16 protein-coding genes are annotated in these 13,925 nt (G+C 60.6%); 7 read left to right on the top strand and 9 right to left on the bottom strand.

All coding sequences use genetic code 11. The annotated features are described in order from the left end of the window. Positions 1–28 precede the first annotated feature (28 nt). Both NMB39_RS09465 and NMB39_RS09460 read left to right on the top strand, forming a co-directional pair. A complete protein-coding gene (locus NMB39_RS09465; RefSeq protein WP_124401337.1) occupies positions 29–640 on the top strand; it encodes an LbetaH domain-containing protein in 612 nt (203 codons plus the stop codon). A gap of 338 nt (positions 641–978) precedes the next feature. After that, positions 979–1,284: a DUF6124 family protein gene (locus NMB39_RS09460; RefSeq protein WP_494339363.1), complete on the top strand. Its 306-nt coding sequence runs from the start codon at positions 979–981 to the stop codon at positions 1,282–1,284. A gap of 269 nt (positions 1,285–1,553) precedes the next feature. Here NMB39_RS09460 and NMB39_RS09455 read toward each other — a convergent pair whose 3' ends face one another. Together NMB39_RS09455 and NMB39_RS09450 are read right to left on the bottom strand one after the other, a co-directional pair. Continuing rightward, positions 1,554–2,912 carry a hypothetical protein gene (locus NMB39_RS09455; protein WP_494339364.1) on the bottom strand — a complete coding sequence of 453 codons (1,359 nt, stop codon included), beginning with the start codon at positions 2,910–2,912 and terminating at the stop codon, positions 1,554–1,556. A gap of 79 nt (positions 2,913–2,991) precedes the next feature. After that, the gene (locus tag NMB39_RS09450) at positions 2,992–3,504 is read right to left on the bottom strand and encodes a hypothetical protein (RefSeq protein ID WP_494339365.1); all 513 of its coding nucleotides are present in this window, start codon (positions 3,502–3,504) and stop codon (positions 2,992–2,994) included. Between the two features lie 232 nt (positions 3,505–3,736). On the opposite strand from NMB39_RS09450, the gene NMB39_RS09445 reads away from it, so the two are divergent. After that, positions 3,737–4,765 carry an alpha/beta hydrolase family protein gene (locus NMB39_RS09445; protein WP_494339366.1) on the top strand — a complete coding sequence of 343 codons (1,029 nt, stop codon included), beginning with the start codon at positions 3,737–3,739 and terminating at the stop codon, positions 4,763–4,765. Between the two features lie 23 nt (positions 4,766–4,788). After that, positions 4,789–6,183 (top strand): aminotransferase-like domain-containing protein, encoded by a 1,395-nt coding sequence (locus NMB39_RS09440; RefSeq protein ID WP_494339367.1) that lies wholly within the window; start codon positions 4,789–4,791, stop codon positions 6,181–6,183. Here NMB39_RS09440 and panB read toward each other — a convergent pair. Then, complete coding sequence (gene panB, locus NMB39_RS09435) at positions 6,171–6,986, bottom strand: 3-methyl-2-oxobutanoate hydroxymethyltransferase (protein ID WP_494339368.1); 816 nt, start codon at positions 6,984–6,986, stop codon at positions 6,171–6,173. The two genes, NMB39_RS09440 and panB, sit on opposite strands and share 13 nt — an antisense overlap. Before the next feature lie 153 nt (positions 6,987–7,139). On the opposite strand from panB, the gene NMB39_RS09430 reads away from it, so the two are divergent. Beyond that, on the top strand, positions 7,140–7,310 hold the full coding sequence (locus NMB39_RS09430) for a DUF2986 domain-containing protein (RefSeq protein WP_494339369.1): 171 nt from the start codon (positions 7,140–7,142) through the stop codon (positions 7,308–7,310). On the opposite strand, the gene NMB39_RS09425 is transcribed toward NMB39_RS09430, so the two are convergent. The 5 genes from NMB39_RS09425 to NMB39_RS09405 all read right to left on the bottom strand — a co-directional run bounded on the left by NMB39_RS09425 (position 7,282) and on the right by NMB39_RS09405 (position 11,320). Then, positions 7,282–8,277 (bottom strand): GlxA family transcriptional regulator, encoded by a 996-nt coding sequence (locus tag NMB39_RS09425; protein WP_494339370.1) that lies wholly within the window; start codon positions 8,275–8,277, stop codon positions 7,282–7,284. The two genes, NMB39_RS09430 and NMB39_RS09425, sit on opposite strands and share 29 nt — an antisense overlap. A 4-nt stretch (positions 8,278–8,281) precedes the next feature. Then, entirely contained in the window at positions 8,282–8,824 is a 543-nt protein-coding gene (locus NMB39_RS09420) for a cysteine hydrolase family protein (RefSeq protein ID WP_057024571.1), read from the bottom strand. A gap of 90 nt (positions 8,825–8,914) precedes the next feature. Beyond that, positions 8,915–9,448 carry a GNAT family N-acetyltransferase gene (locus tag NMB39_RS09415; protein ID WP_198720851.1) on the bottom strand — a complete coding sequence of 178 codons (534 nt, stop codon included), beginning with the start codon at positions 9,446–9,448 and terminating at the stop codon, positions 8,915–8,917. After that, the gene (locus NMB39_RS09410; protein ID WP_274355155.1) at positions 9,438–10,649 is read right to left on the bottom strand and encodes a YeeE/YedE family protein; all 1,212 of its coding nucleotides are present in this window, start codon (positions 10,647–10,649) and stop codon (positions 9,438–9,440) included. Before NMB39_RS09410 ends, NMB39_RS09415 begins: the two co-directional genes overlap by 11 nt. 53 nt (positions 10,650–10,702) lie before the next feature. Beyond that, positions 10,703–11,320 (bottom strand): TetR/AcrR family transcriptional regulator, encoded by a 618-nt coding sequence (locus NMB39_RS09405; protein ID WP_367236593.1) that lies wholly within the window; start codon positions 11,318–11,320, stop codon positions 10,703–10,705. A gap of 133 nt (positions 11,321–11,453) precedes the next feature. Here NMB39_RS09405 and NMB39_RS09400 point away from each other — a divergent pair, with 133 nt between their 5' ends. After that, entirely contained in the window at positions 11,454–11,894 is a 441-nt protein-coding gene (locus NMB39_RS09400; protein ID WP_494339371.1) for a hotdog fold domain-containing protein, read from the top strand. A gap of 12 nt (positions 11,895–11,906) precedes the next feature. Here NMB39_RS09400 and NMB39_RS09395 read toward each other — a convergent pair whose 3' ends face one another. Further along, entirely contained in the window at positions 11,907–13,124 is a 1,218-nt protein-coding gene (locus NMB39_RS09395; protein ID WP_494339372.1) for an MFS transporter, read from the bottom strand. 121 nt (positions 13,125–13,245) lie between these two features. On the opposite strand from NMB39_RS09395, the gene NMB39_RS09390 reads away from it, so the two are divergent. After that, the gene (locus NMB39_RS09390; RefSeq protein ID WP_494339373.1) at positions 13,246–13,911 is read left to right on the top strand and encodes a TetR/AcrR family transcriptional regulator; all 666 of its coding nucleotides are present in this window, start codon (positions 13,246–13,248) and stop codon (positions 13,909–13,911) included. Positions 13,912–13,925 lie beyond the last annotated feature (14 nt).

Below are 13,925 nucleotides of genomic sequence, written 5' to 3'. Positions count from 1 at the left end.
TCCCACCCCGACATCGGAAGCGCTCTGCATGAAGCTACCTGAGATCAGTACATTCATTGCTCAATGGCCCGCCCTTGGCGTGACGCAGCCTGCCGCTTGGCGGGTGTCTCAAGACTGCGAAAACCAGGTTCTGGCCTTGCTGTCACGCCTCGGCACGGGCTACCGGCGCCACGGAGACTGTGCCATCCACGAAAGCGCCATTGTCGAAGAAGGCGCTGTGTTGAAAGGCCCGATCATCATCGGCGAAGGCTCATTCGTAGCAGCGGGAGCCTACCTGCGTGGCGGCGTTTATCTGGGCAGCCATTGCATTGTGGGCCCAAGCTGCGAACTGAAAAGCACCTTCATGCTGGCCGCAAGCAAGCTGGCACACTTCAACTTTGTCGGCGATTCATTGATTGGCGAAGGGGTAAATATTGAAGCCGGTGCAATCATCGCCAATTACCGTAACGAGTTGGATGGGGCGGATATCAAGATCCGCTATGCAGACATTGTGATCGAGACTGGCGTGAACAAATTCGGTGCCTTGATAGGCGACGGCTGCAAAATTGGCGCGAATGCCGTCATTGCTCCAGGCGCAATATTAGAGCCGAACAGTCGTGTTCCGCGTTTGGGGTTGATTGACCAGTTCGCCTACGAGTAGCGATAGCCTGTAGACATGTCCTACAGCGCGCTGCACCACCTTGCTCCGTTGCCTACAGTTGCGTCAGAATCCGCCGGCTTGTGCGCTTGGATGGGCGTCTCTAAGGTGGCTCGGTCGCTGACAACTCAGTGATCGGGTTTAGTAGCCCGAGGGTCAATTACACTTAGTGCATGAGCTTCATCTATCAGACGTTCCTGTCTGTGCCTGATGGTGGCTGTGCGTAGGGCACCTTCGGGTGCGCCGGCTTTGTGTAATTCCCCGGTCTACTAACCTGCGTACAGCTGCCACCCTTTCGTTTAGTAGCGAAACGGTGTCGGCCCCACTCAGGAATTACGCATATGTACAAAATCACGCCTAACCCTCCAAACGATCCAAACCTCAAGCTTGATCAGCCCCCCCTTAACACCCACGCCGAACCACCACCCTCGCCGCTGTTCAGCGTTGCCGACGATGCCAGCAGCGAAACGCTCATCGCCAATAGCTACGAAACCTTTTCCTCGGTTACCGCCTTGCTGCTTGATCTGTCGGATGAACTGACAGGTAAACAGCGCGATGTCGCGTTGGCGATTCATCAGCTGAGTGAATTGGGGGTTTTGTTGGTGGACAAATTGATGGCGAGGGAAAGTGCTTCAACGGTTAGCTAGTCTTGCAGCCAACCGATAGACCGCCGCGTCGTCATGATCGACTTCACGACGACTCGGCAGCGCCTTGGCGCCGGTTAGGCCTTCGGGGCCTGGCGGGCGCTCTTCTCTTGGAAGACGCCGGAGCCACCCCTTCCTCGCGCAGACGATTAATCAGCAACTGCGCATTCTGCACATGCCATACCCTCGGGTTTACCTTCGAATACCATTGACCTCAAAGCTGGCTTTAAACCTAAGTCATTGGGTGGCCAAGGCGTGTGATTGCCGCCTCCTCATGGTTTTGGATTTTTCATCAATTTTAATAAATACCCAGGCCAGCGCCATCGCGAGGTGGACTGATCGGGGGTGCCTGCAAGGATGTCTACCAGTGAGCGCGTCTTCAAAGGGTTGGCTACGGCCTCACCGACGACGCTGTGCGGCTGCCTGTCGTCGACTGAAGGCGCAGCCGCCCGACGCGGTTTTCCGGTGGCCGGGTCCATGGTGTAACCCGCGGCCTTACCTTTTTCGGTGATGGTCCAGATGCCATCGGTGTTGATAAGCACGGGCTCATCAAATGTGAGCGTTACCTCTTCGGCTACTGTGACCACCATATTGTCGTTGATACTTATCGGTGTATAAGTCGCGAACTCCCTGCCCAGCAAAGCTTGCGTGGCACCTGCACTGGAAAATTTCAGCACCATCTGCTCAAGAAAAGCGATGCTGCCCATATTGCTCAGCGCGCCGAAGTCCGGGTTCAGGACATGACGCAAAAAACCCTGTTCGAGGCGGGTAGAGTCAATGGCCGAGCCGTTCAGAATGCGTGATGCCGCAGCTACATCATGCTCCTTGAAGTTGAACGTCACCCGGCGCCCCTCCTGGTTGTAGCCATTGTTACCGCTCAAGAGCTGGCGACCATTGTCGTGATGGCGGTAGTTGCCGAGGTCGTAGGCCAGCATGTCGACATATGCCAAGTCGGCTCCTTGCTCCTGCGCATAGGCGTACATGTCTGACAACAGGCTGCGATCATCACGAGTCAGGAAGTCGTAACTGCTTTGGGCCATATTGCTAAAGGTCAGGGTGCCTTCGGCCACCGCAGGTTCATGCCCCAGGAAGAGCCGAGAAATCATGAGTTCACGCCCAATGGCGGAACCTGAAGAGGCGCTGAGCCGCTGTTCATTCAGGCGAACCTCCTGCCAGGCTGCGCGCCGTTCGTTGACGGTGAACGTACCGCTTTCGTCGCGAGCAATCAGCGTCAATTGATCGACCGCGAGTCCTTTGAAAGGGTTACTGGCCAAACCGTTGGCAAAGGCGGTGGCTTGCTTGGCGCGCTCAAGCAATTCCAGAACGTGAGTATCGGGAACCTCGGCATCATGCTGAGCCTTGGCAGCGAAATATCTTTCGTCGCTGATCGCATCGAGCGGGTTGGAGAGGTTGTTGCCTGGGTCTGCTTGACGCATGCCGGCGTCATGGTTGGCAGCGTCACTTAGTTGCCTCGCCAGGATCGATAAGGTGTTGTCAGCATCGGCTTCAACAACGGCAGGCGCGCCGATAGGGTCTCGAAGAGGCAACACCGAGGCTGGGCTCAAGTCACGGACAACAGTACTACCCAGGCGATTATTGGCTAACGACGTATCAACGTTGATAGTTACCATAAATGGCCTCGCGATCGATTAACAACGCTTTTGAGCTGCAAGTAAGCCCCGCAGGCTGATCGCGAGCGGGGCTCGCAACTTAGTCCCTATACCGAACTGTCACCGTGTCGCTGCCAGCGGGATAACCCAGTCGTGCACCGCCGCCCAAAACATGATGCTTGATGGTCACACCCGCACCTTGGCCGAAGGGCTGATCATTGAAGTCGGTCGACGTTCCGGAAGATCCAGGCCAAATCGGCACACACGTTCGCTGGGCGGTGTTATAAGGACGCGAATAGCACAACTCAACGCTTTCCTTTATGTTTTCGGGGTAGGAGGTCGTATTCCAATCAATCCCTAGCAACTGTTTGGGAACGCCGAAGGAACCGGCTGGAAAATCGCTGGGGGACAAGCTAAAAATGGCCAGTCCAGTCCCACCAATAGAAATGACGTTGATAACAGTGGGCGTGACCGTTTTACTGATCATTTTTTCCTCGGCATTAACTACACCGGAGGGGGAAAAAGTCATTCCGATCAGCAAAAAGATTAAATAACTACGGCCAGACAGGTCATACCTCGGCTTCGAACCATGTGATGCACTTATAAGCTCCATAATCATCACCCTTTAATTAAAGGTCAGTGTCGACACATCCAGTAGGATTTACGCTCCAACACTGCATGATTTACAGCTTCAAGTAAGCCAGCTACTTCCTAAAAACGTGAAGTCCGCATCTGTAATACCAAGCAGTAGGACTCTGTCAGCCACTTCGTAGTCCCGCCTCCCCTCTACCTGAACCGACCGTTTCAGGTCATGCTGCGCCCTCCCTTTCAAGGACGAAAAAAACATGAAAGCCCCCCGCTCCGCTCTGTTGCTGATGTGCCTGACCGCTCCCGTATTCGCCAGCGACAACCCCATCGGCTTCCAAACCACCACCCTGCCCGACACCCTTAACAACCGCCCGCTGGAAATGGCCGTGTGGTACCCCGCCACCACCAATGCCAACCCCAAGCTGATCGCCGACAATGTGGTGTTCATCGGCGTGCTGGCGGTTCCGGATGCAGCGCCGACGCCCGGCAAGCATCCTTTGGTGGTGCTCTCCCACGGCTACGGTGGCAATTGGGGCAAACAGGCGTGGCTGGCCAGTGCGTTGGCGCAGCAGGGTTATATCGTGGCGGCGGTCAACCACCCAGGCACTACCAGCCAGGATCGCAGCGCCCAGGCCGCTGCGCAGTTATGGCAACGGCCGAAGGATTTGAGCCGGGCCATTGATGCGTTGCTGGCGCAGCCGGCGCCATTCGGTGCGGTGGATAGCGGGCGGATCGCAGTGGTGGGTCATTCCCTAGGGGGTTGGACGGTGATGGAGACGGCCGGTGCACGTTTTGATCCGGCGCTGTTTGCCCGGGACTGCGGCGCCCATCCGGCGCTGGTCGCCTGTACCGCCTACCGCGAGATGAACCCTGAAGGCACTGCAAACGGGAAGGAGCAATTGGCGGCGGACTTGAGCGACAAACGCGTCAGCGCCGTGGTGTCTTTGGACCTGGGCCTGTCGCGCGGGTTTACAGATGCGAGCCTGGCGGTGCTACCAGTGCGGGCCTTGGTGATAGGCGCCGGTGCGCCGTCGGCGGATTTGCCGGCGCAGATGGAATCGGCCGACATGGCCAAGCGGTTGCCAAAAGCCTCGACGCAGTACGTGGAGATCCGCGACGCCAGCCATTTTAGTTTTATGTCCCAATGCAAACCGGGCGCGGCGGCGATACTCGACGCCGATGTGCCCGGCGATGGCATTATTTGCCAGGACGGCGAGGATGCGCGGCCACGCCCGGTGATCCAGCAGCAGGTGATCACGTTGATCAGCGAGTTCCTGGCACGCTGAACCATTAATTCAGGACCACGGCGATGAATAGCGGCAAATCATCCACCTTCGCCTATCAGGCGGTGTACCGCTACCTCATCGAGCTGATCGAGGCTTGCCCTGCCGACGGCGAACGCAAATTGCCGTCCCTGCGCGAACTGGCGCAGCGCCTGGGCGTGTCGGTGTCGACCACCAAGTACGCCTATGCATTACTCGAAGACGAAGGGCGTATCCAGGCCAGGCCCAAGCTCGGGTATTTCATCAAGCCGAGCCCGGCTCCCGCACTCTCCCAAAATTCATCCTCTTTGCTCGACCAGGTCTTCGCCAACGCACGCCAACCCGGCATGCTGGCCCTGAGCAGCGACGCGCCGGCGATGCTGCTGTCGCTGGAGCAGCCTTTGTTGATGCTGGAACGTGAACTGACCCGGCAGTACCCGCGCTCGCTGGCGCCGCTGTATCTGCCAATGGGGGAACCCGAGTTGCGCGCCGCCCTGGCCGAACGTTACAGCCGCTCCACGGCGCACTACTGGCAGGCCGACCAGGTCTATATCGGCTCGGACCTGCACAGTGTGTTGGAGGTTTCGCTCAATGCCCTGGAGCTGGCCGGCACGCTCGCGCTGGTGGAGTCACCCTGTTCGTGGGCGATACTGCGGCAATTGCAGGCGGCGAAGATCCGCGTGATCGAGATGCCGCTCGGCGCGGATGGACGTTTCGACCTGGACGCTTTGGGTGCGCTGCTCAAGCGTGAGCCGATCCGGCTGGCGGTGCTGTCATCGACGGTGAATATGCCCCAGGGAGGCGTGGTGCCGCCACAGGACAAACAGCAGATCTGCCAGTGGTTAGCCGAGCGCGATATCTGGCTGTTCGAAAACGATACCTACGGCGAGCTGTACTTTGGCCCGCAACCGGCGCGCTATCGCGACTATGCCGCCCCGCAGAAACTGTTGGTGTTTTCGACCTTCGACAAAGTCATCGGCTCGGAGGCGCCCTACGGCTATGTGCTGTGTCGCAGTGCCGGGGCGCCGTTGCAGCGGCTGTTTCTGGAGCGCGGTTTCCGCCTTTCGCCGATCCGCCAGAAGGCCATTGCCAGGCTGTTCACGACCCAACGTTTCGACGCTCACCTGAAGGCGTTGCGGGCACTGCTGCTGGAGCGCATGACCCAGCTCAAGGCCTTGCTGCACGCCTATGGCGATGACCTATGGCGCGTGGTCGCCCCCCACGGTGGTGCAAGCTTTTGGCTGGAGGCCACGCGCCCCGTGCAGATGCGCCAGGTGTTCGCGCACTTGCTAAGCCAGCGTATCGTCATCGCCCCCGGCGAACTGTTCAGCCAGCAAGGCGCCTGGTCTCATCACCTGCGCCTGAGCTACACACTCGACTGGAGCAAGGACATTACCCAGGCCGTCCAGCTACTGGCCCAGGCGTTGCGTCAAAGCCCGTAGCAGTGCCGGTCTTCGGGAAAACGACCCTGGCGCACATCGTCGGCAAAACGTTCGCACGCGTCACGAATCACCGCCCCCACGTCAGCGTATTGCTTGACGAAGCGCGGCATCGAACCGCCGCCCAGGCCCAGCACGTCCTCGGTGACCAGCACCTGACCGTCGCATGCCGGCGATGCACCGATACCGATCGTGGGTTTGCTCGAGTCCAGGGTGATCTGGCGCGCCACGCCCTCGGCCACGCCCTCCAGCAGCAGGCTGAAAGCACCGGCCTCCAGATTGGCGCGGGCATCTGCCGCAATCATTGCAGCTGTTTCAGGCGTAAGCCCCTGGGCCTTGAACCCGCCCATCACATTGACGAACTGCGGCATCAGCCCCACGTGGGCCATCACCGGTACACCCCGTGCAACCAGAAACTCCACGGTACCGGCCAGGGCCTGATTGGCCTCCAACTTGACCGCATCGCAACCGGTACGCGCCAGCACCTGGGCACAATTGCGAAACGCCTGCTCATGGGATTCCTGGTAACTGCCAAACGGCATATCGGCGATCACACAGGCCAAGCGGGTACTGTCGACCACCGCCCGAGTGTGGCCGATGATTTCTTCGAGCTGCATGCTCAAGGTCGAGGCGCGGCCATAGCCGACCATGGCGGTGGAGTCACCGATCAGGATGAAGTCGACAATCGGGTCGATCAGCTTGGCGATAGCGCTGGAATACGCGCTGAGGGAGACGATCTTCTGCTGGCCCTTCATGGCAACCAATTGGGGAACGGTGGTGCGTTTAGTGCGGGTATGGATACTCATTGGGGGGCTTCCGTTTGCGCTGGATACCCGACCTGATTATTGGTAAAACCCAGCCCCGTTCAATGCACAGATTGCCGCGAAAAAGCGACCCAGGCCCGGCCATGTTTTTTCAAGCTGGTATCATCCACTCCTTTCCTCCCCAGGCAGCAAGACATGAACCGCCAGAAAAAACTCCAGCAGCTCTTCAAGGCCAAAGCCAAGAAGGCCAGTGCCAAGCTGGCGCCAAAAAGCAAAGATAAATACATCAGCAAGGCCGACCGTTTGAAGCTGGAGACCGAAGCCGGTGAAAGCCCTGTCACGCCCCCCGAGACGCCTGCTGAATAAGGCGCGCCGCTGAAGGGGTGGCCGCTTCATATTTGCCCCAGATACGCCGCAGATGCCGCGCCGAACCAAAGCCTGCGCGCTCGGCAACAGTTTCAATGGCCAGGTCAGACTCGCTCAGCAGTTCACGAGCCACGGCCAGACGCAGGCGGTTCAGGTAATCCAGCGGGCTGATTCCTACGTGCTCCTGGAACAAGCGCCCGAGGTGGCGGCTGCCGGTGCAGGCCAGGGCAGCCATGCGTGTCACCGTCCAGGCTTCACAGGGGGCCGCTGCGATAGCGTCCTGCACCCGATGCACCGCGGGATGCAGGTGATTACGCCCGGCTATCCAGGGCGACAGCTGCGGGTCGCTGCCACTGCGGCGCAGGTACACCACCATGTCCCGCGCTACCGCACACGCCAGCCGTGGCCCGGCCAGTTCGGCGACGAGGTGCAGCATCAGGTCGATACCGGCCGTGACACCGGCGCTGCAACTGACCGGGCCATCGGTCACGTACAGGCGGTTTTCCAGGACCCGGGCCTTGGGCGCCATGGCTTGCAAGGTGGCGCACAACGAGTGGTGCGTGGTGCATTGGCGCCCATCGAGCAATCCGGCCCTGGCGGCACTCAATGCACCGGCGCATACGCACACAAGGCGTTCCGCGGAGGGCGCGAAGACGCTTTGCAGCCAGTGGGTCAGGTGGTTGCTGGCCGACTCGAAAGCCTGTTGGTGCACCTTGTCGACCTTCATCGTGGAACCCACCAACACGACCAGGGTTCCGGGGGCCAGGGCCGGTGGCAGTGGCGCCAACCCTGTCAGCGGCAAGCCGATGGACGTGTGCAGTGACGCCACCGGGCTGACGTATTGCAAGTCGAAATCCACAGCCGTCGGGTCGTCGACTTGCGCGGCCAGGCGCAGCACTTCGGCAGGCCCCGCCAGGTCGAGCATCAGCACATTGGGCAGCAACACGAACAGCACCGGCACGCTCATTGACTCATCCCGCCAGGGCCTGGGCGACCGTCACAATGCGCGCAAATCGGTCATCCAGGACCAGCTCCGTGCGCTGGCGAATCTCAGCCGGCGTGTAGACCCGGCCGCTGTACACATGAGTCATCGGGAAGGTCAGCGTCGCCTCGCTGACAAAATCCACCGCAAAGCCGCTGTCCGAAGCCTGCCGTGTGGTGGTCTCGCAGCATTGCTCGGTGCGAATGCCGCTGATGATCAGCGTGGTGACGCCCATCTCCGTCAGGCGAGCAGCCAGTGGCGTACCGGCAAAGGCACTGTGGTAGCGCTTGTGGATTACCAACTGCGGATCGATCGACAACTCGCTCAATGCCCTGACGTTGCCCGATTGCATGGAGAAATGCCCCTGGTCTTCAACATGGAAGACTTGTACCACCGGGATGCCTTGCTGAACACAACCATCGATGAGGGCCTGTTGTTTTTCCAGGTAATCGGGCAGGTCATTTTCGGACCAGTAGGTTGAATGCCGGAACGAATGCTGGGCGTCGATCACGATCAGGGCTTTACGGCTCATGGATTGTCCTTGTGGCTTGTATCAGTGGCTGAACGATGCAGCCATGGTATGGGCAACACACTTCGCACGACAGACGCGCGACGGACTACTTCAGGACGGATTCGGACTTCCTACCGACCAGGACATGGCGCATCGGCTGCCAGGTTCGAAGCCATGGGCATACTCATCCGCCAGGAGATTTTCCAAACGCTGATCGGTATGCGCTACAAACCCCAGGCGCCGATAGAACGGGGCATTCCACGGCACCTGCAGGAAAGTGGTCAGCGTCACCGCACGCAGGTGCCGAGCACGTGCATGGCCCATCGCCGTTTCCACCAACTTGCGGCCCCAGCCTTGGCCTTGCAGCGGCTGGGCCACCGACACTTCATGGATATGCAGGTCGTCACCGACAGACTCTGCGCTGAGGAAACCCTGGGGCTGGCCGCGTTCATCAACCACTACCCAACAGGTCATCAAGGCGATCCACTGCCGATGGCGCTCGACGCTGATCGGCGCGGCATCCGCCAGCCAGCCCAGCCCCTCGATTGCCCGGAACGCTTGGGCGGCAGAGCGCTCGATGGCGGGCAATAGTCCGGCATCCTCCATGCGCGCCAAGCGAATGTGAGCGGGCCGCTCAGCACCCACTCAAGGCCACCTGGGGCCGTTCGCCCGCGAAGAAAAACGGCCGCAGACGCACGCCGACGCTGTTGCCGATAAACGCTGCCACCAGCCACACCCAACCGTGCAGGCTGCCCGAAGCGATGCCGCTGAAATAGGCGCCGATGTTGCAGCCGTAGGCCAGGCGCGAACCATAACCGAGCATCAGGCCGCCGATCACCGCCGCAATCAACGAGCGCGCCGGAATATTCAGGCTGGGCGCGAAACGCCCGGCCAGGCCAGCAGCCAGCAGCGCGCCGAGGACAATGCCGATATCCATGACGCTGGTAATGTCTTCCCATACCGGCGCGGCCAGCGCCTTGGCATTGGCCGGCATCTGCCAGAACGCCCAGCTCGCCACATCCACGCCCAACCCACTCGCCACCTTGGCGCCCCATAGCGCGAACGCCGAGGTGATGCCCCACGGCCGCCCGGCCAGGGCCAGGGTGGCGTAGTTGAGCAACGCCAGGCCAACGGCGCCCCATACCAGCGGCCACGGCCCACGCAGGAATCGGCGCAGGCCTTGATGCTCGCTTTGCACGCCTTGCTCAAGCTCGCCGTGACGGCGCTTTTCCAAGCGCACACTGACAAGCGCAATCAGTGCGAACAGCGCCAGGCTCAGGACCAATGCCGGCAGCACACCGAAGCTCTTGACGATGGAAACCGCCGGGAACGACGGCAGTGCAAACCACCAGTCGACATGGTGGGTGGCGATCAACGAGCCACAGATAAAGAACAACAGCGTCACCAGCATGCGCGCATTACCGCCGCCCACGGTGAACAAGGTGCCCGATGCACAACCGCCCCCCAGTTGCATGCCGATCCCGAAGATAAACGCCCCGAACACCACCGACACCCCGGCAGGCGCCACCAGCCCCACCACGGGCTGGCCGAACAGGCTGCCTGCGCCCAGCGCCGGGAAAAACAGCAGCACCGCTACCGCCAGCATCACCATCTGCGCACGCAAGCCGGCGCCACGCCGATCATTGATAAACACGCGCCAGGCCGAGGTGAAACCGAAGGCGGCATGGTAGAGGGTCAGGCCCAGGGCCGCGCCGACCACCAGCAACAGCACCTGGCGCGCGCCAACTGTGTTTTGCAGGAACAGGGCGCCCGCCACCAGGATGACAAAGGCTATTAGTGGCGCGATGGGCGTGCGCGCCGGAGGGAGGGAAACAGAGGTGCTCATGGGGATCTCGATGTATTTGAAGAAGGCCAGTATAGACCCTTAAGTTGCGGGTCCTATTTGAGGCTCAAGGAATTCCACGCTGCTTCGGCCAGCAGCTCACGGTACTCAAAGGGGCTCTTTTTGACCTTCGCCGACAGCCACGCACGGGAGTAGCTTTCCGCCGCGCCGATGATCAACGAAGGGATAAGTTCTGCAGGCAAATGACTGAAATATTCCTTGCGCCCTTCCCCACTCATCCAGGCCTTCAACTGCTGGTTGCGCTGCTGGTTGCGTGCAATCAGCTCGTCCTTGAACGGGCCGTTGGACACGGCAAAACGGCTTTGGAACACAAACCGCGCCCACTCCGGCTGTGCGCTGACCCATTCAACGTAGCTGTACACCAGGCCGACCACGCCGGCGTGGGCGGTGTCCGCCGTTTGCAGGTAGCGATCACGCAAACTGGCCTGGTCTTGCAGCGCAGCGAAGAACAGCGCCGCCACCAAGCCCTCTTTATTGCCGAAGTGGTGATAGATAGCGCCGACGCTGGTATCACAGCGCGCACGGATGGTTTCGATATTGGTCGCTTCGATACCCGCCTCGTTAAAGCACGCCAGCGCTTCACGCAGGATGGTGCGCTTGAGGTCGCTGCGCCGACCGGGAAAGGTGCGCTCGATAAGATCGATAGAGTGCATGGGGGGACGCCAAATAAAAACAGTTTATAGGTTGAGCGACCGCCAGAGAAAGCCTGGTTGACAGACCGGGAAACAACGGAATATTGTTCTGTTACAGAATATTATTCTGTATACCACTTCTGAGGATACTTTTATGAGCCAAGCCCTGAGCATGTTCAATAGCGTCGGCCCCGCCGCATTCAGCAACCTGGCCTGCCAAATGGCCCCTTACTTCAGCACGATCACGCCGCAAATCGCCGAGCTGAAGCCCAACCACGCGGTGGTCACCGTGCCGTTTCGCAAGGAAATCACCAACCACCTGGCTTCGGTGCACGCCATCGCGCTGTGCAACGCCGCTGAACTGGCTGGCGGCATGATGACCGACGCTTCGATTCCCCCAGGTGCACGCTGGATTCCCAAAGGCATGAACGTGGAATACCTGGCCAAGGCAAAAACCGATATCCGCGCCGTCGCCGACGGCAGCGCTATCGATTGGCAAACCGCGGGGGACAAGATCGTGCCGGTAGAGATCTTCGATGCGAGCGACATCAAGGTGTTCACCGCCCACATCACCATGAATGTGAAACTCGCTTAGGCACTCGGCCATTCAGTGCCCCGCCGCCGCAGGCCCATTGGCAGACCGCCGTCCCGGCTTGAAACCATGGGCATGCGCCGTCCAGGCGATCAGCAGTGCGAGGATGATCAATACCAGCATCGCCCAGGGAAACGCGGCCACGCCCCAGCGTTCCAGCAGCACCCCGCCGATCACGCCACTGCCGGCAATCGCACTGTTCCACGCTACTACGTTCAGTGACAGCGCTACATCCGCGCCGTCACCGGCGGCATCGGCCAGGGCGGTTTGCAGCAAGGTGGCGGCGCCGCCAAAGCTCAGGCCCCATATCGCCACGCCGAGGTAGACCACTGCCGGCTGGCTGCCCAGCAGGCCGAACGCCACACAGATCGCCGCGAATATTCCCAGGCTCGCCAGCACGGTTTTGCGCAGCATCGGCTCGACCAAACGCGCCGTCAGCCATATACCCGCCAATGCGGCAACACCGAACACCAGCAGCACCAGGTCGACCCTGCTCGCCAAGCCAGCCCGCGCCACGAATGGCGCGATGTAGGTGTACAGAATGTTGTGGGCCAGCATCCAACTGATGACGACCGCCAGCACCGGGCGTACGCCGGGCGTAGTCAGCACCTTGCCAAGGGACACGCGCTGATGCGCAGGCTGTGGCGGATAGTCAGGGACCTTCACCAGCACCCACACGATCAGCCCTAGCGTCAGCACCGACATCAGGCCGAATGTGGTACGCCAACCCACCAGGCCACCGAGCCAGGTGCCCAGCGGCACACCCAGTGACAGCGCAATCGGCGTGCCGACCATCGCCAAGGCCAGGGCCTTGCCTTGTTGCTGTGGCGCTACCATGCGCCGCGCATAACCGGCCAGCAGGCTCCAGGCCAACCCTGCCGAAACGCCGGCAAAGAAGCGCGCCACCAGGGTCACGCCATAGTGAGACGACCACGCGGTGATGGAGTTAAACAACAAAAAACCAACGATGGTCAGCAGCAGCACATTGCGCCGGCGCCAGCCACGAGTAGCGATGGTCATGGGGATCACCGCCAGCACCGAGCCCAACGCATAGGCGGTCACCATCTGCCCGGCCATGGACGGCGAAATGCGCAGGCCTGCGCTGATCAACGGCAACAGCCCGGCGGGCAGGGTTTCGGTGACGATGCAGATGAAACCGGTCATGGCCAGTGCGAGCAACGCGCCGATGGGCAAGCGCTCGGACGACGCCGAAAGGCTGATTGAGGGTGTCATGGGAAACTCCTTGGCGCACTTAAATACTGATCGATACAAATGTTGCGCGACCTGGCGCCGCATTGTCAACGACTTATGTATCGACTAGTATTTATCTCATCTCCCCAAGAGGATTGCCGTCATGGCGCAAATGGGCCGCCCCCGCAGCTTCGACCGAGAACAGGCCGTTGAACAGGCCATGCACCTGTTCTGGCAGCACGGCTACGACGCCACCTCCCTTGCCCAACTCAAGACGGGCCTGGGTGGCGGCATTTCCGCACCGAGTTTCTACGCCGCGTTCGGCTCCAAGGAAGCATTGTTCGATGAGTGCGTGCAGCGCTACCTGGCAACCTACGCCCAGGTCACCGAATGCCTGTGGGATGAAAGCCTGCCGCCACGCCGGGCCGTCGAAACCGCATTGCGCCAGTCAGCGCGCATGCAATGCGACGACGCCCACCCCAAGGGCTGCATGGTGACCCTTGGGGTGATGAGCGCGCCGAGCCCGGAGCATGCGCGGGTGGTGGATGCACTGACCCAATCCCGGGCGCGAACCCGGGCGGGGATTGTCGCGTGTGTGCAGCGGGCGATCCAGGCCGGCCAGTTGCCGGACACGCTGAATGTTGAGGCGATGGCGACCGTGTTCGATTGCTTCTTGCAGGGCGTGTCGATCCAGGCGCGGGATAACACGCCCCATGAGCAGATCGATGCGGCGATCAACCATCTGCTGCTGACCTGGGACATCGCGGCCTCTACGGCAGCGCCTATTCGTCACGGCACGCCAGCGCTGTTGAAAACATCACAGTCGTAAGGAAGAACACGGTC

This window comes from Pseudomonas sp. FBCC-B545 (genome assembly GCF_059134095.1).
This window is presented reverse-complemented; position numbering and strand designations above follow the sequence as displayed.